This window comes from Devosia litorisediminis (assembly GCF_018334155.1).
GTDB lineage: Bacteria > Pseudomonadota > Alphaproteobacteria > Rhizobiales > Devosiaceae > Devosia > Devosia litorisediminis.
Genome location: NZ_JAGXTP010000004.1, coordinates 116,451 through 134,875 on the forward strand (window position 1 = coordinate 116,451; position 18,425 = coordinate 134,875).

Annotated in this window: 21 protein-coding genes; 15 read left to right on the plus strand and 6 right to left on the minus strand. The window is 61.4% G+C overall.

Features of this window, described 5'->3' with window-relative positions:
• The first annotated feature begins 66 nt into the window (after positions 1 to 66).
• From KD146_RS17875 to KD146_RS17895, 5 genes are all read left to right on the plus strand, one after another.
• Complete coding sequence (locus tag KD146_RS17875) at positions 67 to 852, plus strand: ABC transporter ATP-binding protein (protein WP_212660209.1); 786 nt, start codon at positions 67 to 69, stop codon at positions 850 to 852.
• Positions 853 to 867: 15 nt separating this feature from the next.
• Positions 868 to 1,734: an ABC transporter permease gene (locus KD146_RS17880; RefSeq protein ID WP_212660260.1), complete on the plus strand. Its 867-nt coding sequence runs from the start codon at positions 868 to 870 to the stop codon at positions 1,732 to 1,734.
• A 23-nt stretch (positions 1,735 to 1,757) separates the two neighbouring features.
• Positions 1,758 to 2,828 carry an ABC transporter permease gene (locus KD146_RS17885; RefSeq protein WP_427857124.1) on the plus strand — a complete coding sequence of 357 codons (1,071 nt, stop codon included), beginning with the start codon at positions 1,758 to 1,760 and terminating at the stop codon, positions 2,826 to 2,828.
• 19 nt (positions 2,829 to 2,847) lie between these two features.
• The gene (locus KD146_RS17890) at positions 2,848 to 3,819 is read left to right on the plus strand and encodes an ABC transporter substrate-binding protein (protein ID WP_212660210.1); all 972 of its coding nucleotides are present in this window, start codon (positions 2,848 to 2,850) and stop codon (positions 3,817 to 3,819) included.
• 274 nt (positions 3,820 to 4,093) lie between these two features.
• Positions 4,094 to 4,987 (plus strand): hypothetical protein, encoded by an 894-nt coding sequence (locus tag KD146_RS17895; RefSeq protein WP_212660211.1) that lies wholly within the window; start codon positions 4,094 to 4,096, stop codon positions 4,985 to 4,987.
• Positions 4,988 to 5,120: 133 nt separating this feature from the next.
• Here KD146_RS17895 and truB read toward each other — a convergent pair whose 3' ends face one another.
• The 4 genes from truB to KD146_RS17915 all read right to left on the minus strand — a co-directional run bounded on the left by truB (position 5,121) and on the right by KD146_RS17915 (position 8,296).
• Positions 5,121 to 6,023 (minus strand): tRNA pseudouridine(55) synthase TruB, encoded by a 903-nt coding sequence (gene truB / locus KD146_RS17900; RefSeq protein ID WP_212660212.1) that lies wholly within the window; start codon positions 6,021 to 6,023, stop codon positions 5,121 to 5,123.
• Entirely contained in the window at positions 6,020 to 6,427 is a 408-nt protein-coding gene (gene rbfA / locus KD146_RS17905) for a 30S ribosome-binding factor RbfA (RefSeq protein WP_212660213.1), read from the minus strand. Before rbfA ends, truB begins: the two co-directional genes overlap by 4 nt.
• A gap of 31 nt (positions 6,428 to 6,458) precedes the next feature.
• Positions 6,459 to 7,136, minus strand: coding sequence for a hypothetical protein (locus KD146_RS17910; protein WP_212660214.1), 678 nt, complete (start codon positions 7,134 to 7,136; stop codon positions 6,459 to 6,461).
• 146 nt (positions 7,137 to 7,282) lie between these two features.
• Complete coding sequence (locus KD146_RS17915; protein WP_212660215.1) at positions 7,283 to 8,296, minus strand: 2-hydroxyacid dehydrogenase; 1,014 nt, start codon at positions 8,294 to 8,296, stop codon at positions 7,283 to 7,285.
• 103 nt (positions 8,297 to 8,399) lie between these two features.
• Between KD146_RS17915 and KD146_RS17920 the strand changes: the two genes are divergently transcribed.
• Complete coding sequence (locus KD146_RS17920; RefSeq protein WP_212660216.1) at positions 8,400 to 8,978, plus strand: SH3 domain-containing protein; 579 nt, start codon at positions 8,400 to 8,402, stop codon at positions 8,976 to 8,978.
• Here KD146_RS17920 and KD146_RS17925 read toward each other — a convergent pair.
• Together KD146_RS17925 and KD146_RS17930 are read right to left on the minus strand one after the other, a co-directional pair.
• Complete coding sequence (locus KD146_RS17925; RefSeq protein WP_212660217.1) at positions 8,975 to 9,760, minus strand: siderophore ferric iron reductase; 786 nt, start codon at positions 9,758 to 9,760, stop codon at positions 8,975 to 8,977. The two genes, KD146_RS17920 and KD146_RS17925, sit on opposite strands and share 4 nt — an antisense overlap.
• 71 nt (positions 9,761 to 9,831) lie before the next feature.
• On the minus strand, positions 9,832 to 10,593 hold the full coding sequence (locus KD146_RS17930; protein ID WP_212660218.1) for a copper homeostasis protein CutC: 762 nt from the start codon (positions 10,591 to 10,593) through the stop codon (positions 9,832 to 9,834).
• Positions 10,594 to 10,716: 123 nt separating this feature from the next.
• Here KD146_RS17930 and KD146_RS17935 point away from each other — a divergent pair, with 123 nt between their 5' ends.
• The 9 genes from KD146_RS17935 to KD146_RS17975 all read left to right on the plus strand — a co-directional run bounded on the left by KD146_RS17935 (position 10,717) and on the right by KD146_RS17975 (position 18,419).
• On the plus strand, positions 10,717 to 11,091 hold the full coding sequence (locus KD146_RS17935) for a GntR family transcriptional regulator (RefSeq protein ID WP_212660219.1): 375 nt from the start codon (positions 10,717 to 10,719) through the stop codon (positions 11,089 to 11,091).
• Positions 11,084 to 11,998 carry an ABC transporter ATP-binding protein gene (locus KD146_RS17940; RefSeq protein WP_212660220.1) on the plus strand — a complete coding sequence of 305 codons (915 nt, stop codon included), beginning with the start codon at positions 11,084 to 11,086 and terminating at the stop codon, positions 11,996 to 11,998. The genes KD146_RS17935 and KD146_RS17940 overlap by 8 nt, the downstream gene beginning before the upstream one ends.
• A complete protein-coding gene (locus tag KD146_RS17945; protein WP_212660221.1) occupies positions 11,995 to 12,912 on the plus strand; it encodes a hypothetical protein in 918 nt (305 codons plus the stop codon). The genes KD146_RS17940 and KD146_RS17945 overlap by 4 nt, the downstream gene beginning before the upstream one ends.
• A gap of 147 nt (positions 12,913 to 13,059) precedes the next feature.
• The gene (locus tag KD146_RS17950; protein ID WP_249327989.1) at positions 13,060 to 13,476 is read left to right on the plus strand and encodes a host attachment family protein; all 417 of its coding nucleotides are present in this window, start codon (positions 13,060 to 13,062) and stop codon (positions 13,474 to 13,476) included.
• A gap of 6 nt (positions 13,477 to 13,482) precedes the next feature.
• Positions 13,483 to 14,883: a mechanosensitive ion channel family protein gene (locus KD146_RS17955; RefSeq protein WP_212660222.1), complete on the plus strand. Its 1,401-nt coding sequence runs from the start codon at positions 13,483 to 13,485 to the stop codon at positions 14,881 to 14,883.
• An 80-nt stretch (positions 14,884 to 14,963) separates the two neighbouring features.
• The gene (locus tag KD146_RS17960) at positions 14,964 to 15,848 is read left to right on the plus strand and encodes a metal ABC transporter substrate-binding protein (RefSeq protein ID WP_212660223.1); all 885 of its coding nucleotides are present in this window, start codon (positions 14,964 to 14,966) and stop codon (positions 15,846 to 15,848) included.
• Entirely contained in the window at positions 15,845 to 16,723 is an 879-nt protein-coding gene (locus KD146_RS17965) for a manganese/iron ABC transporter ATP-binding protein (protein WP_212660224.1), read from the plus strand. Before KD146_RS17960 ends, KD146_RS17965 begins: the two co-directional genes overlap by 4 nt.
• Positions 16,720 to 17,586: a metal ABC transporter permease gene (locus KD146_RS17970; protein ID WP_212660225.1), complete on the plus strand. Its 867-nt coding sequence runs from the start codon at positions 16,720 to 16,722 to the stop codon at positions 17,584 to 17,586. The genes KD146_RS17965 and KD146_RS17970 overlap by 4 nt, the downstream gene beginning before the upstream one ends.
• A complete protein-coding gene (locus tag KD146_RS17975; protein WP_212660226.1) occupies positions 17,583 to 18,419 on the plus strand; it encodes a metal ABC transporter permease in 837 nt (278 codons plus the stop codon). Before KD146_RS17970 ends, KD146_RS17975 begins: the two co-directional genes overlap by 4 nt.
• The last annotated feature ends 6 nt before the right edge of the window (positions 18,420 to 18,425 follow it).

The following is an 18,425-nucleotide window of genomic DNA, read 5'->3' on the forward strand; positions in this document are numbered from 1 at the left end:
AGTCACCCCGCGGCAACAGCGGCCCGATACGGCAACGCTATCGGTCAAGAACAAACGAGCGCAGATATGAACAAGCCCATCGTCGTTTCGGCCAAAAATCTCGGCCTGACCTTTCCGACCGGTGACGGAGACGTCATCGCGCTCAGCGACGTCAATCTCGATATTGCCAAGGGCGAGTTCGTCTCCTTTATCGGCCCATCGGGCTGCGGCAAGACCACGTTCTTGCGTACCATTGCCGATCTCGAACAGCCCACATCGGGGACGCTGACCATTAATGGTCTGACCCCTGCAGAGGCGCGGCAGAACCGCGCCTATGGCTATGTGTTTCAGGCGCCAGCGCTCTATCCCTGGCGCACCATCGCCAAGAACATTGCCCTGCCTCTCGAAATCATGGGCCACTCGGCAGCCCAGCAGTCGGAGCGCATCGCCCGCACCATGGAACTGGTGAACCTGGCCGGCTTTGAACAGAAATACCCCTGGCAGCTCTCCGGTGGCATGCAGCAGCGCGCCTCGATAGCCCGCGCCCTGGCCTTTGACGCCGATCTGCTGCTGATGGACGAGCCCTTTGGCGCGCTGGACGAAATCGTCCGCGACCACCTCAATTCCGAGCTGCTCAAATTGTGGGCGCGCACGCAGAAAACCATCTGCTTTGTCACCCACTCCATTCCCGAGGCCGTGTATCTGTCGACCAAGATCGTGGTCATGTCCCCGCGCCCCGGTCGGGTGATCGACGTGATCGACAGCCCGCTGCCGCACGAGCGTCCGCTCGACATTCGCGAAACGCCAGAATTTCTCGCCATTGCCCATCGGGTGCGCGAAGGCCTGCGCGCCGGCCACTCCTATGAGGAATAGCGCGTGACCCGGCTCATGAACGGTAAAACCCTGCCCATCCTGATCGTGCTGGCGGCCATATTGGTCATCTGGTACGCCGCCGCCATTCCCATGAATGCCCCCTGGCAGGAGCGGCTTAATGAGCGCGCGGGGCTGGAAACGTCGTTCATCGAATTTGTCGGCCAGACCTGGAGCCAGGCCAAGCCACTGCTGCCGGTGCCCAATCAGGTGTTTGGTGAAATCTGGAACGCCACCATCGGCACCGATATCACCTCAAAGCGTTCGCTGGCCTATCACGCCTCCATCACGCTGTCCTCGACCCTGCTCGGCTTTGCGCTGGGCACGCTGCTGGGCGTCGGGCTGGCGGTGGTCATCGTACACAATGACGCCTCGGAACGCTCGCTCATGCCCTGGATCATTGCCAGCCAGACCGTGCCAATCCTGGCAGTTGCCCCCATGGTGGTGGTCGGGCTGGGCGCCATCGGGGTCACCGGTCTGGTGCCCAAGGCGCTGATCTCGATGTATCTCAGTTTTTTCCCGGTCGTGGTGGGCATGGTCAAGGGCCTGCGCACCCCAGAGGGTATCCAGCTCGACCTGATGCGCACCTATAATGCGACTGCCTGGCAGGTTTTTTCCAAGCTGCGCTGGCCCGCTTCGGTGCCCTTTCTGTTTGCCTCCATGAAGGTGGGTATCGCCATCTCCCTGATCGGCGCGGTGGTTGGCGAACTCTCCAACAATGCCGGTGGCGGGCTGGGTGTGCGTCTGCTCACCGGCTCTTATAACGGCCAGACCATCCAGATGTGGGCGGCGCTGTTTATTGCCGCAGCACTGGCCGCTGTTCTGGTCATTGCCGTGGGCAGTGCCGAACGGGTCGCCAACCGCGCCATGGGGGCCCAGACATGAGCCGGCTACAAACTCTTCTCGCCATGATTTCGGGTCTGGTCAGCGTCGCAACATTGCTGCTGGCTGTCCTAGACGGCGCCGCACCCGTGCTGTTCCTGGCCTTTGCCGCCGCAGGTGCGCTGACCCTGATCCGCTTCCGCCTGCCCCTCCCCTTCTGGGTTGATGCGTTGCTGGCCTTGCTGGGGGCGATTGCCCTGCTGGCGACCTTGCCGGTCTATGAGACAGCGCCCGCCTTCTTCTGGCTTGGTCTGCTCGGTTTTTGGGGCTTTGCCTGGCTGTCTGCCGAACGGCTGTCGCAGGCCATTCGCCTCGGCGAAATGCCTGAAACCGGCTTTGGTCTGCTGATCCCCATCGTGTTTGGACTGGCGCTGCTGTTTGTCTGGGAAGTCGTCACCCGTGGCGCCAATGTGCCCCAGGTGCTGCTGCCCGCGCCCAGCCAGATCTGGGCTCGCCTGATCGATTCGGTGCCCACCCTGATCGCCGACTTCCAGCAGACCTTCATGAAGTCGGTGCTGGCCGGCTATGCCATGGGCTGTGGTGCCGGTTTTGTGGTGGCCATTCTGGTCGACCGCTCGCCCTTCCTCAAACGCGGCCTGCTGCCGATCGGCAATTTCGTCTCGGCCCTGCCCATTATCGGCATCGCCCCGATCATGGTGATGTGGTTCGGCTTTGACTGGCCATCCAAGGCAGCGGTGGTTGTCGCGATGACCTTCTTCCCCATGCTGGTCAATACGGTCGCCGGGCTGAGTCAGGCCTCCGAGATCGAGCGCGACCTGATGCGCACCTATGCGGCCAGTTACTGGCAGACACTCTTCAAGTTACGGCTGCCCGCAGCGGCGCCATTCATATTCAACGCGCTCAAGATCAATTCCACACTGGCCTTGATCGGCGCGATTGTCGCGGAGTTCTTCGGGACGCCCATCGTGGGAATGGGTTTCCGAATTTCAACCGAAGTCGGTAGGCTCAATATCGACTTGGTTTGGGCAGAAATCGCCGTGGCGGCGGTGGCTGGTTCTGCCTTTTACGGGGTGATCGCTCTCATCGAGAGAGCTGTCACTTTCTGGCATCCGTCTGTCCGTGGTGGACGGGCGTAACAGTGTAAGGGAACGCACTATGAAGAAACTTCTATTGGGACTGACCGCCAGCGCACTTTTGCTGACAGCAGCATCCGCGCAGGCCGCCGATCAGCTCACCTTGCAGCTGAAATGGGTCACTCAGGCACAGTTCGCTGGCTATATCGTAGCCAAGGAAAAGGGCTTTTACAGCGATGCTGATCTGGACATCACCATCGCACCCGGCGGCCCCAACGTGGCCCCCGAACAGGTGATTGCCGGCGGTGGCGCTGACATCATCGTCGACTGGATGGGCGGCGCCTTGGCTGCCCGTGAAAAGGGTGTGGCTCTGGTCAATATTGCCCAGCCGTTCAAGCGTTCGGGCCTGATGATGATCTGCCCCACCGAAACCGGCATCACCTCCGAAGCCGATTTCCCCGGTCACACGCTCGGTGTGTGGTTCTTCGGCAATGAATATCCATTCTTTGCCTGGATGAACAAGCTGGGCCTGGACACGGCCGAAGGTGGCGATGTCACCGTGCTGCAGCAGAGCTTTGACATCCAACCCATGATCCAGGGCCAGGCCGACTGCATCTCGGTCATGACCTACAACGAATATGGTCAGGCGCTCGATGCCGGCTATGGCCCCGACAATCTGACCATCTTCAACTACACCGATATGGGCAATGACCTGCTCGAAGACGGTCTTTATGTCATGGAAGACACGCTCGAAGATCCAGCCAAGGTCGACGCCTATACCCGCTTCGTCAAAGCTTCGATGATGGGCTGGGAATACGCGCTGGAGAACCCTGAAGAAGCCGCCCAGATCGTTGTTGACAGCGATGACACCGGCGGTGCCGAACTGGCGCACCAGCTCTACATGGTTGGCGAAGTGTCCAAGCTGGTCGACGCTACCGATCCAGCACTGGACATGGCCACCTATGAGCGCACGGTCAAGGCGCTGCTCGATCAGTCGATCATCACGGCCGAGCCAGAAGGCGGCTTTACCACTGTCGTCACCGACGGCCTGTAACCGACTGTAATAAAAGAAAAATCATGCAGGGCGGGGAGCAATCCCCGCCCTTTTTGCATGCCATGTTCTGAACATATCTTGGGCACGCTTGGAACGAATTCGGCTCACGTTCTGTTGATGGGACACCTGCGTCAACAAACAAGGCAATCACAATGAACTCGATCATTTATCTCGTCGGTCTCGTCGTCGTCGTCATGGCAATCCTGTCGTTCATCGGTCTCGCCTGAGCCTTTTTCAGGCCAGTGCAACCACCACTTTTTCAGGAGCTGCCACAATGAGCATTGATGCGCCCGCGGGCGTCGCCGTTATCGAATCCACCACTTCCGAGCGCGACCAGTCCAGCTATGTCGATTGGCCCGCTATCATTGCCGGCATCGTGCTGGCTTCGGCCATCAGCCTGGTGCTGATCAGCTTCGGCTCGGCTGTTGGTCTGAACTTCCTCGACTTTGGTTATGGCACCGGTGCCAACCCGCTGTTTGTCGGCATTGTTGCTGCCAGCTGGTTCCTCTGGGTTCAGATCTCCAGCTTCATGGCTGGCGGTTATCTGACCGGCCGTCTGCGCCGTCGTCACTTTGATGCCAATGAAGACGAAAGCGATGTGCGCGATGGCGCCCATGGTCTTCTGGTCTGGGCCGGTGCAGCTGTTCTGGGCACAATTATCGCCGTTGGCGGTATTGGCGCTGCAGCCTCCACCGTCGGCAATGTTGCGGCAACAGCAACCACTGCTGCTTCCAATGTCGCCGAAGGCACCGCTGACGCGGTCGACCCCAATGCCTACTTCATCGACACCATGTTCCGCTCCAGCCAGCCGGTTGAAGCTGATCAGGCCCGTGCCGAAGCTGGCCGCATCTTCACGCAGGCCGCTCTGAATGATGGCACGGTTGCCGATGCTGACCGCACCTATCTGGCCAATGTCGTGGCAGCCAACACCCGCATTGCCCCGGAAGAGGCTCAGGCGCGTGTCGATCAGGCCATCGCCAATGTTGAAGCGGCTCGCCAGGATGCCGTAGAAGCCGCCCGCATTGCCCGCAACACCACCATCATCGGTGCATTCCTGCTGGCTGCATCGCTGCTGATCTCGGCCATTGGTGCCTTCTGGGCTGCCCAGAAGGGTGGCAACCACCGCGACAATAACAGCGTCTTCGCTGACGTGTTCCGCCGCTTCTAAGGAAAGGAAATCAGATGTTTCGAGGTCTTGGACTCTGGCTGCTCGGCGTGCCGATCTGGCTGATCATCATCATCGTCTTCTTCATCTAGAAGACCCAATAAAAAGGCGGGGCCAAAACCCCGCCTTTTGCCTGTCAGTTGAACACCCGTTTGGGGCGGAACTGGCCAAATTCGACCCAGCCGGTCGCCAGCACCTCGCCCTTGAAACTGGCCCAGCATTCATCCAGCGTAACCGGCGCACCGGCGCCGGTCAGCAGCACATTATTGCCGTGCCGCACCGAATTTGCCTGCAACGCGTCCAGGCGCACTTCGGGCAGATCGCCAAAGCCTGACCAGACCGGCTTGAGCAGGCCATCACGGGCCTCCCCTTCGAGCGCTTCAAGCTGCTCAATGGTGACGGCGTCTGCATCGGTGAACGGTCCCACAGCGGCGCGATGCAGCATGCTGACATGGCCACGCGTGCCCAGTACCTCGGCGATATCGCGCGCCAGCGAGCGCACATAAGTGCCCTTGCCGCAGCTCACCTCAAGAATGCTCTGCGTGCTGTCATGCTCGATCAGCCGTATCGCATCGACATCGATTTCGCGCGGTGGCAGATCGACCTGTTCACCGGCGCGGGCCAGATCATAGGCGCGTTCGCCATCGATCTTGAGCGCCGAAAAGATCGGCGGGCGCTGCATGATCGTCCCGGTAAATTGCGGTAGCACGGCTTCGAGCGCATCCCGGTCGGGACGCACTTCGGAAGTGGCGATCACGCTGCCTTCAGTGTCATCGGTGGTGGTGGCGCTGCCCCAGGCAATCGCAAAGCGATACACCTTGGTGCCATCCTGCACCTGCGGCACGGCCTTGGTCGCTTCGCCCAGTGCAATGGGCAGAATGCCCGTTGCCAGCGGATCAAGCGTGCCGGCATGACCCGCCTTGGCTGCACTGAACAGCCAGCGCACCTTGCCCACCGCCTGGGTGGAGGTCATGTCATAGGGCTTGTTGAGAACCACCCAGCCGGAGATCGCGCGTTTGACGCGTTTGGGGGCGCTCAATCGGTCTCGCCATCATCTTCATCGAGGTCGCGCTGCACCTTCTCCGAGCGCAGCAGCGCATCGATGCGGCTGGCTTCCTCGAAGGTGTCATCGACATGAAACCGCACTTCAGGCGCGAACTTCATGTTGATCTGTGGCGCCACGCGGCCGCGCACAAACTTGCGATGACGGTTCAGCGCCGCCACGATTTCTTCGGCGTGCTGGCCGCCCAGCGGCATGATATAGGCGTTGGCCAGCTTGAGATCGGGGCTCATGCGGACCTCGGGCACGGTGATCACCGCGCCGCGCAGGGCGTCATCCTCGACGTCGCCACGGGCAAACATGGCAGCCAGGGCGTGGCGGACCAGTTCGCCCACGCGCAGCGAACGCTGGGTCGGGCCATTAGCTTTGTTGTCTTTGCTCATTGCGGCCAATTATGCCCTCGCCGCGCTCCCGTCAATCCGCCAGCGCCAGTGCCGCCCCCGATTTAAGCTGTTCGGCCCGCGTCTGGAGCACATTGGCTTCCACTGGCCAGGTCTTGGGGTCGGACGGATCGAACGCCCGGCCGCGCCATTCCTGATAAACAATGGCCGAGCCTTTTGCCGTCTTGTGAAAGCTCATCACCATCACTTCGCCCTGACCGGCATAGCTCTTCAAATTGTCGAGATAGGCGCCACACACAAAGCCCAGCGGCGCCAGCGCATCGCCGTCATCCTCGCCAAACTTGAAAAAGCCCGTCAGCTCGGGCTTGCAGCTCTGGCTGTACCCGTACATTACCGCGCTGCGATAATCGTCGAGCGGGCGATCGGCCTGCAGCGTAATGCGCGCGCCATAAAGCGTGCGCCAGTCGGCTTCGCTCTCGCCCTTGGGGTAGATTTCCAGCAGCGCCTGACTGGCATCCGCCCGATAGCTGGCCACCACCTGATCAATCACATTGCCGCTCAGCCGCTCCGCGGGCGACAGCCAGTCGGGCAGGGGCAGGGTCAGATCGTGCTCGACCGCACCAAGCAGCAGCGCATTGCCGTCCTGCACGATCGGGGACTCGGTAAGCTCCTGCGCCCCCGCACCGGCCACCAACAGGCCGCTTACCACAACCGCGCGGGCAATCCGCGCCAGCGTTACAGACGATACCATTGGGGGTCTCCTCACCTGACAATACGCACGCGACCGCAGCGTCTATCCTCCAGACGGGGCGGTCACTCTCGGTTTTGGCGGGAAACGACAGCGCTGGCAAGCGCCAACGCAATCGATTGCAATCACGGTTATCGGCGCAGCGACCGCTAGCTCAGCGTGCCGCGACCACCTTCGGGCAACACGCGATGCGGCGGCTGATGGCCATCCATGAAGGCGCGAATATTGACGATGACCGTTTCACCCATCTCCACCCGGGCTTCCAGCGTTGCCGAGGCCATGTGGGCGGTGAGCACCACCTTGTTCTGCTCGGCCAGCGCCAGCAGGCGCGGATTGATACCGTTCTTGTTCTCGAACACATCGAGCGCGGCACCGCTGAGATGGCCGGATTCGATCTCGGCCACCAGCGCGGTCTCATCAATCAGTTCGGGCCGGCTGACATTGACCACGAAGCTGCCAGGCTTCATCCCCGCCAGCCGTTTGGCCGAGAGCAGATGGAAGGTTTCGCGCGTATGGGGCGTGTGCAGCGAGACTATGTCGACCGCCGCAATCATGCTGTCCAGATCGTGCCAGTAGGTGGCCTCGAGCGGGTCTTCGATCGCTGGTGGCCGGCGATTGCGTGAATAGTAGTGAATGTTGAGCCCAAACGCCTTGGCGCGTTGCGCCACGGCGGTGCCAATGCGGCCCATGCCGACAATGCCCAGCGCCTTGCCCCGTAGCCGATGCCCCAGCATCGAGGTCGGCGACCAGCCGGCCCACACTCCGTCACGCACCAGCATCTGCGTGCCTTCCACCAGCCGACGGGGCAGCGCCAGCATCAGCACCATGGCCATATCGGCGGTGTCTTCGGTCAGAACCGATGGGGTGTTGGTCACGGTCAGCCCGGCAGCCCAGGCCGCCTCGACATCGATATTGTCGATGCCATTGCCGAACTGGGCGATCAGCCGCACGCTCTGGGGCAGGCGGGCAATCAACGCCGCATCAATGGTATCGGTGATCGAACAGACCAGCACATCCTTGCCCTCAAGCCCGGCGATGATGTCATCGCTGGTCAGGGTGATGTCGCCATCATTAATGTCTGTTTCGAACAGGGTCGCCATGCGGGACTCTATGCTCTCGGGCAGACGTCGAGTCACCAGAATTTTGGGTTTCTGACTGGCCATGAGGTTCCGGTTTGCGGGCGCGAGGTGTGGAAAACGCCACCCTTCAGCGACCATTAAGGATCATGGGCTAGTGATAAGGTAATTCCTTTTCATCTGCAAAGCCATGTTTGACCAGCCCCTACATGGCGGCCTTGTCCGCCATTTCAAGCTCTCTGTCCGCACCATCGTCTGGCTGCTGCTGGCACTGCTGACTCTGGTGCCCCCTGCCCTGGCGCAGTCGGGCAATCCCAGCGGCCTGCCCTTGCCGCGCTTTGCCAGCACGCGCTCGGACCCGATCAATGTCCGCGTCGGCCCCGGCACCAAATATGAGGTCTCCTGGACCTATCTCAAATCGGTCATTCCGGTTGAAATCATCCAGGAATTCGATACCTGGCGCAAAATCCGCGATGTCGATGGCGCCGAAGGCTGGGTGCATCAGAACCTGCTGCAGGGCACACGCGCCGGCTATGCTGCGCCGCTCATGGCCAATGGCGAGGTCGTGCTGCGCGCCGATCAGTCCGATTCGGCCACCACGCGGGCGCGGCTGGGTCCGGGGTTCAAGGTGATCATCAAGCAGTGTGACGGCGTCTGGTGCGATGTCACCGCGACCTCCCAGGACGCCAGCAAGCGTTCCACCAGCTATTCGGGCTATGTGCGTCAGGAAGAGCTCTGGGGCGTCTATCCCGACGAGCAATTCGACTAGTCCAGCTCGGCCAGCGCATTGGCGCTTTGCCGGGCCACGCGCAGGGCGTTGTCCTGCTTGGGGCAGCTGGCACACAGCCTTGTCGGGTCGATCAGATAATCCAGGCAACAGCCCTTGCGCTTGACGATCAGCAACGCGCGTCCATCGGGCGCGCGCACTGTTTCCAGCTGACCCTGACTACTCAATCCCAACGCCGCCATCCAGGCCTCGCTATAGGCCACGACCGTATCGACTGACAGTGTGGGTTGGCGGCTACGCAGCCACACCATCAGGCTGAGCATACGGTCAGCCAGCAGGCGTTGCGCGGGCAGGTGGCGCAGCTTGGCCACGGCATTCACCTCTTGGTGCAAGCGCGCGCTCATCACCTTGAGCTGGCCGCTGGCACGCTCGATCCGTGCTGCCACATCACCCTGACTCTGGGCGCCCGGTACCAGCCGGTAGCCATCGACATAAATGCCGCGCCGCTGCTGGCTCAGACTGTCCAGATCGGGCAGGGCATTGTGAATATGGGTGCCGATCACCGCCAGATAGGCCGGCTGCCAGATCAGATTGGTCCATAGTCGCACGGCCCAGAAGGCGGGGCCCGCGGCTGGATAGGTCGTGGCCAGCGCCTGATATAGCTGTGCCATGAAATCGGCATTGTCGCCGCCCGGCCGATACCAGCCAGGGCGCGCCGCGCCGGGTTCGCCCTTCATGAAACCCGTCACCTGCGCCGCCGTCGTGATCAGACGCGTCGTGGCACTATCGGCATCATCTTGGGCAAACAGAAAGGAGCGGGCCATGGGCCCAGCTTCTAGCGCCCCGGGGCAAAAGAAAAAAGGCCGCCAATGTCACAGGCAGCGGCCTCTGGGGCTTACAGCGCTGCATTGGCCGCGGCAATGGTGGCGCGCACTGCCTCGGTGTCGGTCACGGTAATCTCGTATTCGCGCTCAATGGCAGTGCCGCCCATGCCCACATGCGGGTTGCGGAATGCCATGGCGCTCTTGAGCGTCTTGGGCGCGGCGAAGTGCATTTCATCCACGCCGGTATCGCGGCGCACCTGGGCAATATTGTTCGCATCAAGCTCACCACAGGCCATGATGACAATCCGGCCATCGGCAATTGCCATGACGTCCTTTAGGATTGCGCTGCCCTCGACAGCCGTGTCGCGCTGTCCGCTGGTGAGCACGCGATCAACGCCACAGCGGATCAGGGCCTCGAGCGCCACGCGATAGTCGCGGGTCATGTCAAAGGCGCGGTGGCAGGTGACCTTCATGGGGCGGGCAGCCTCGACCAGTGCCTTGGTGCGCGTCTCGTCAATGCTGCCATCGGCTGTCAGGCAACCAATCACCACACCGGCGACATCGCCCATATCGCGGATCGCCTTGATGTCGGCGAGCATCGCGTTGAACTCGACCTCGGAATAGAGAAAGTCGCCGCCGCGCGGGCGGATGATGACGTGGAACGGGATCGTGCCCACACGCACAGCTTCGCGGATAACGCCCAGACTGGGCGTCAGGCCGCCTTCGAACAGGCTGGCGCACAATTCTGCCCGGTCGGCGCCCCCATTTTGCGCGGCAATCAGCCCGTCAGTGCCTTCGACGCAGATCTCGATCTTGAACGGGTGCTTGCTCATAACTGGTCTCCAATTGGTATTGTATTGGATAGTGTTTGGCACCGCAGACGGCAAGCCGAAAATTTCCTGTTGACGTGCCGTAACGGTGTGTTAGATGTGTAGCACACTAGATAGGCAAAACACATGGATGACTTTCACACCAGCCAGCCGATCTTCGTTCAGATCCGGCAGCGGCTCGCCGAGATGATCCTGCGCGGCAGCGTGGCCGAAGGCGAGGCTCTGCCCTCGGTTCGCCAGATTGCCGCTGATCTCTCGGTCAATCCGCTGACGGTCACCAAGGCCTTTGAGGCTTTGGTCGATATCGGTGTGGTCGAAAAACGCAGGGGACTGGGGATGTTCGTAAAAATGGGCGCACGCGCCGAACTGCTCACGCATGAGCGTGACAAGTTCCTCAAACAGGACTGGCCGCGCATCGCCGCCCAGATCAAGGCGCTTGATCTCGATCTCAAGCAATTGCTTTCACAATCCACCATCGACCAGGGGCAAAACCATGAATGAGCTTTCCCTCGCGACACCGGCTGAGCCCGGTCAGTCCATCGTTTCTGCGCGGGGGCTGCGCAAGAGCTTTGGCAAAAAAGAAGTCCTGCACGGGCTGGACTTCGATATTCCGGCCGGGCGTATCTATGGCCTGATCGGCCATAACGGCGCCGGCAAGACCACCGCGCTCAACGCCATGCTGGGCCTGACCAATTGCGAAGGCACCATTCGGGTTCTGGGCGAAGACCCCTTTGCCCAGCGCGCCAAGCTGATGGAAAACGTCGCCTTCATTTCTGACGTCGCCAGCCTGCCGCGTTTCCTCAGGGTGCGTGAGCTGTTCGCACTACTCAACAATATTCACCCCAATTTCAGTCAGGAAAAGGCGCACAGCTTCCTTGAGGGCACCGATATTCGGCCTGAAATGAAGGTCAAGCACCTCTCCAAGGGCATGATGGCCCAGCTGCATCTTGCGGTGGTCATGGCGATCGACGCCAAGCTGCTGGTGCTCGATGAACCCACGCTGGGTCTGGATATCACCTATCGCAAGCGCTTCTATCGCCGCCTGCTCGAAGACTACATGACCGAAGAGCGCACCCTGCTCATCACCACCCATCAGGTGGACGAGATTGAGTTCATGCTCTCCGACATCATGTTCATTCGCGATGGCGATCTGATCCTGCACATGCAGATGGAGACCGTGAACGACAAATTCACCCAGCTGGTCATCACCGATCCAGCCCATCTGGAGGCCGCGCGGGCCCTCAAGCCTGTCTTTGAGGAAACCCGCTTCGGTCAGACCGTGCTGATCTTTGACGGCGTGGATCGCGCCCAGCTCGATCCACTCGGCGCCCTGTCCACACCAACCCTGTCCGATCTGTTCGTTGCCCTGATGCAGCGGCCAACGGCGAACCCGGAGACCGCCCGATGAAGGCCTTCACCGCACTCGTCCATCGCGAGTTCATCGAGCACCGGGGCGCCTTTTTGACCGGCCCGCTCATCATGCTGGGCATTCTGTTCGGCATCACCATTCTGGCGTTTACCGTCGGTCGGGTTGATGTGCACATGTCAGGCGCTCTGCTCACTATCGTCCCGCTGATCATATATGAGATCGGGTTTTTCGGGCTCGGCTTTGCCTGGTCGCTCTACCTGGGCGTGACGCTGTTCTTCTACTGCGCCGACGGCTTCTCCGCCGACAAGCGCAACAATTCCATGCTGTTCTGGAAGTCCATGCCGGTAACCGATTTCAAGGTCCTGCTCAGCAAGATGACGGCGGCCCTGACCATTCTGCCCGGCATGGTGTTCGCCATCGCCCTGCTGAGCGGTGTGCTGCTGTTCGGTGTGGCTTTTGTCGTCATGTCCATCAATGGCACGGCCAGTGTCGGTGCGCTGGGGGCCATTGTCGGCATCTACGGCAATGTGGCGCTCACCCTGTTCACCGCGTTGATTGTTGCACTGCTTTGGTACCTGCCGATCATGGCGCTGGTCGGCGCCATTGCTGCCGCCATTGGTCGCTGGGCCATCCCCATCGCCCTGCTGTTGCCAACTCTGGTCTCGACCCTGGAATGGGTGACACTGGGCGGCCTGCACCCCTTCGCCACCAATACCTGGGACTTTCTGCAGTACCGGTTGGCTCTGCCAACTACCGCCTATGCCGATAACTGGTTCGTCAATGTCGAACAGGCCGACAGCATCGGCTTCGACATTGCCCGTTTCGACGGCGTGGCCGCTGCCAGTGATCTGTTCGCCAATCTGGACTGGACCCAGATCGGCATCGGCATTGTCTTCGCCGTTGCGGTGATCTACATCGCCAGCGAATACCGCCGCCGCGTCAACGACAACTAGGCCGGCAATCTGCGCCGACCAATAGCCGCCGCATCCCCATCGGGTGCGGCGGCTTTGCTTTGTGCAGGCGCTCCGGGCGGAACGTTACCGGCGCCCACCCGTTGACCCATATCCCGCTCTATGGGGCGTCAACCAAAGGAGCTCGCCATGTCCGATATCACTTCCATTCCGCAGCAGACCCTCGTCGTCGTCGCTGATGGTCATCAGGCGATCCTGTTGCGGACGCACGGCGTCAAGGATTCCCTCAGCCTGACCGAAGAGCGTCGCCTCACGCCAAAGAACCTTGCCGAAGAAGGTCCATCGGGCTCCCGGCCCGAGGAGCAGACACCACGTCAGACCGATGAGGCCACTTTCATCAAGCAATTGGCCGAAGCGCTGTTCGCCATGAAGCAGGCCAACAAGTTCGAGCACATGGTGCTCGCCGCTGATCCGCAAAGCCTTGGCCAGCTGCGCGACACCCTACACAAGACAGTGCAGGCCTCGATCGTGCTGACGCTGGACAAGGAACTGACCAACCACGCCGCCAATGACATTGCCGGCATCATCCGCACCGCAGCCGGCTAAAGCCCGGTGTCGGGGGCGTCTTTCAGGTTTGTTACGGGCCTGCGCGCGCTGGCCACAGTCATCGTGCTGTTGCTCGGCGTTGCTGGCAGCGCTGCGCAGATCGCTATACCGGCGGCCAGCCCGGTAGCCGGAGACGCCCCTGCGCGACAGGTGGCGGTGGTGCCTGCCGCTTCCGACAGCCAGATCGCCGCGCGCCTGCAGGATATTCTGCTGGCCACTGATTGGTTCGAGCGCCCCAGCGTCACCGTCACCGACGGCGTGGCCTTTATCGACGGCGCCGCCGATACCCAGGATCGTCGCAGCTGGGCGACCAATCTGGCTGAAAATACCGAAGGCGTTGTCGCGGTGGTCAATCGCATTGCCATCAATGCCGATGTCGGCTCGACCTTTGATCGCGCCGTGGCCGAGAGCGCCGGGCTGGTGCAGGAAGCGCTGCAGGCTTGGCCACTGGTGCTGCTGGCCATCGTCATCATCGCGATTTCCTGGCTGGTCTCGATGCTGGTTGCCGCCCTGGCGCGCCGCCTGCTGACGCCCCGCATCGATTCACCGCTGCTGCTCAATGTGGTGGTGCGCACCATAGCCATCCCGGTCTTCCTGCTCGGCATCTATTTCGTGCTGCGCGTGGCCGGGCTGACCCAGTTGGCGCTGACCGTGCTGGGCGGCACCGGGCTGATCGGTATCATTATCGGTTTTGCCTTTCGCGACATTGCCGAGAACTTCCTCGCCAGCCTGTTGCTGAGCATGCGCAACCCTTTTGCGGGCGGCGACATGATCGAGGTCGCGGGCCATACCGGTATCGTGCAGAACCTCAATACCCGCTCAACCGTCCTGCTCACGCTTGATGGCAATCACGTGCAGATCCCCAATGCCACTGTGTTCAAGAGCACCATCAAGAATTACAGCTCCATCCCCAGCCGCCGCGCCGAGTTCATGGTCGGCATTGGCTACGACTCATCGGTGTCGCTGGCCCAGCGCCTGATTGGCGAAGTGCTGACCACCCATCCGGCCGTACTGGACCGCCCCGAACCGCTGGTGCTGGTCGATGCGCTGGGCGATGCCACCATCAATCTGCGCATCTTTTACTGGTTCGACAGCGCCGCCTATTCTCCCGCCAAGATCAATTCGGCCCTGTTGCGCCAGACCAAGAATGCGCTGCTCAAGGGCGGTATCGAGCTGCCCGACCCCGCCCGCGAAGTGGTGTTCCCCAAGGGCGTGCCGATCATGCAGATGGACGCAGCATCTACTGCAACGGCGCCTCAATCAGCGCCGCAACCCGTGCCCCCGGCGCCTGAGGAAGAAGCCTGCGACGCCACCGCCGAAGAGGGTGATCTGTCCAGCGAATCCAGCGCTATCGATCAGAATGCCGGTCGGGTGCCTGAATCCGAGGTGAACCTGCTCAAGCCCTGAAGACAGACACCGCGCTTTGCTTCTTGCGAATGATTTGCAATTGCATTACATATGCGAGCCGACCCATTCCGGAGTAGTTGATGCGCCGCCTCTTGCCCGCCCTGTTCCTCGCCTCGCTCCTGTCGATCCTGCCGGCAGCCGCCCAGGACCGGCTCAAGGTCGTGACCACCTTCACCATCATTGCCGACATGGCGCAGAACGTGGCCGGTGACGCCGCCGATGTGTTTTCGATCACCAAGCCGGGTGCCGAAATCCACCAGTATCAACCCACCCCGGGCGATCTGATTGGCGCCCAGGATGCCGATCTGTTGCTCTGGAACGGCCTCAATCTCGAACAATGGTTTGCCCAGTTCCTTTCCAATCTGGGCGATGTGCCTTCGGTCACGGTGTCGGACGGCGTTGAGCCCATGGGCATTGGCGAGGGCCCCTATGCCGGCAAGCCAAATCCGCACGCCTGGATGTCGCCCACCGACGCGCTGATCTATGTCGACAATATCCGCGCCGCCTTCGTGGCCGCAGACCCCGACAATGCCCAAACCTACAATGCCAATGCGGCGGCCTATGCCGCGCAGATCACCGCCACTGTTGCCCCCATTCGCGAGGCCATTGCGGCAATTCCCGACTCAAAGCGCTGGCTGGCCACCTCCGAAGGAGCGTTCAGCTATCTGGCGCGCGATTTCGGCCTTACCGAACTTTTCCTGTGGCCCATCAATGCCGATCAGCAGGGCACCCCCCAGCAGGTGCGCCGCATGATCGACGCCATGCGCGAATACCAGATCCCGGCCATTTTCTCGGAATCGACGATTTCGCCCAAGCCAGCCCAGCAGGTGGCGCGTGAAACCGGGGCGGCCTATGGCGGCGTGCTCTATGTGGATTCGCTGTCCGAGCCCGATGGTCCGGTGCCCACCTATCTTGATCTGCTGGGCGTCACCACCGCCACCATTATTGAAGGCCTCAGCCAATGACCGATGCTGCAGCGCCCGGCCTGCGTGTCACCGATATCACCGTAGCCTATCGCAATGGCACCACGGCGATGCGCCATGCCAGCTTCACGATTCCGCGCGGCTCGATCACCGCGCTGGTCGGGGTCAACGGGTCGGGCAAGTCCACCCTGTTCAAGGCCATTATGGGCTTTGTGCCGTTGGCCGCCGGCGCGGTCGATATTCTGGGTATTCCCGGCAAGCAGGCGCTCAAGCGCAATCTGGTTGCCTATGTCCCCCAATCCGAAGATGTTGACTGGAACTTCCCGGTTCTGGTCGAGGATGTGGTCATGATGGGCCGCTACGGCCATATGAACATGCTGCGTCGCCCCAGGCCGGTCGACCACGATATGGTCACCCAGGCGCTTGAGCGCGTGAACATGATCGAGTTCCGCCACCGCCAGATCGGCGAACTCTCCGGTGGCCAGAAAAAGCGCGTCTTTCTGGCGCGCGCACTGGCCCAGCAGAGCGAAGTGATCCTGCTCGACGAACCCTTTACCGGCGTGGATGTGCAGACCGAAGACGCCATTGTCGCCCTGCTGCGCGACCTGCGCGATGAGGGCAAGGTCATGCTGGTTTCAACCCATAATCTGGGCTCTGTACCTGAGTTCTGCGACCGCACGGTGCTGGTCAAGGGCACCGTGCTGGCCTCTGGTCCGACCAGCGAAATCTTCACCCGCGAATGGCTTGAAGTCACCTTTGGGGGCGCACTGCGCCACTTCGTGCTGGCCGGTGCGGGCCTGCATGACGATGACGATCCGCGCCACCTCACAGTCATCACCGATGATGAGCGGCCACTGGTCATGTATGGCGAAAAGGGCAAGATGACCCACCAGCAGTCGGGGCCGGTCGAAGAATGATCGAATACCTGCTGCTGCCCTTCAATTACGGCTACATGACCAACGCCATGTGGGTCTCGGCACTGGTCGGTGGCGTCTGCGCCTTCCTGTCCGCCTATCTCATGCTCAAGGGCTGGTCGCTCATCGGCGACGCGCTCAGCCATTCCATCGTGCCCGGCGTGGCCGGCGCGTACATGCTGGGTCTGCCCTTCTCGCTGGGCGCCTTTTTCTCGGGCGGGCTGGCAGCCGCGGCCATGCTGTTTCTCACCCAGCGCACCAAGCTCAAGGAAGATTCGGTCATCGGGCTGATCTTCACCGCCTTTTTCGGGCTCGGCCTGTTCATGATTTCCCTGTCGCCCACTTCGGTGAACATCCAGACCATCGTCATGGGCAATATTCTGGCCGTCACACCCGAAGACACCATCCAGCTCGTGATCATCTCGGTGGTCACCCTTGTGGTGATGTTCTTCATCTGGAAGGATTTGATGGTCACCTTTTTCGATGAGAGCCATGCCCGCTCCATTGGCCTCAACCCGCCCCTGTTGCGTGGCATTTTCTTCACCCTGCTGGCGGCCTGTACCGTTGCGGCCATGCAGACCGTGGGCGCGTTTCTCGTCATTGCCATGGTGGTCACGCCCGGCGCCACGGCCTATCTGCTGACCGATCGCTTTCCGCGCCTGATCCTGATCGCCATTGCCGTGGGCACGCTGTCCTCCCTGTTTGGCGCCTATATCTCTTTCTTTCTTGATGGCGCCACCGGCGGCGTCATTGTGGTCCTGCAGACCGCGGTGTTCCTCACCGCCTTTGTCTTTGCGCCCAAGCACGGCATGCTGGCCTCCAAGCGCCGCCGCGATGCCAATATTGCCGGCGAGGCCGGACAATGAACGAGTTCCTGATCTACGCGCTCTGGCCGTTCCAATTCCCCTTCATGACCAATGCCATGATCATTGCGATCATGGTCGCCATCCCCACCGCCCTGCTGTCGTGCTTTCTGGTGCTCAAGGGCTGGTCGCTGATGGGCGACGCCATTTCCCATGCCGTGCTGCCCGGCGTGGTGCTGGCCTATATGCTGGCTCTGCCACTGGGCATAGGCGCCTTTGCTGCCGGCATGGCCTGCGCGCTCTCGGTCGGCTTTCTCAAGGAGAACAGCCGCATCAAGGAAGACACCGTGATGGGCGTGGTGTTTTCGGGCCTGTTTGGCCTGGGTATCGTGCTCTACACGTCGATCCAGACCGATGTGCATCTCGACCACATCCTGTTTGGCGACATTCTGGGCATTAGCGGCGATGATCTGCTCCAGACCGGGCTGATTGCCCTGGTGGTAACAGTGATCGTGCTGCTCAAATGGCGCGACCTGCTGCTGTTCATCTTTGATCCGCAACAGGCCGGCGCCATCGGTCTGCCGGTTCGGGTGCTGCATTATGGCCTGCTCACGCTGCTGTCGCTGACCATTGTGGCGGCCCTGACGGCGGTGGGCATCGTGCTGGTCATTGCCCTGCTGGTCGCCCCCGGCGCCATCGCCTATCTGGTTTCCAAGCGGTTTGCGCCCATGATGCTGATTGCCGTGACCATCTCGGTTTGCACCTCGCTTCTGGGCATCTATCTCAGTTTTTTCATCGATTCTGCGCCCGCCCCAACCATCGTGCTGCTGATGAGCGCCACTTTCATCGTGATGTTCCTGATCACCACACGACGTGCCCAGTCAGTGACCGCCTGACACCGG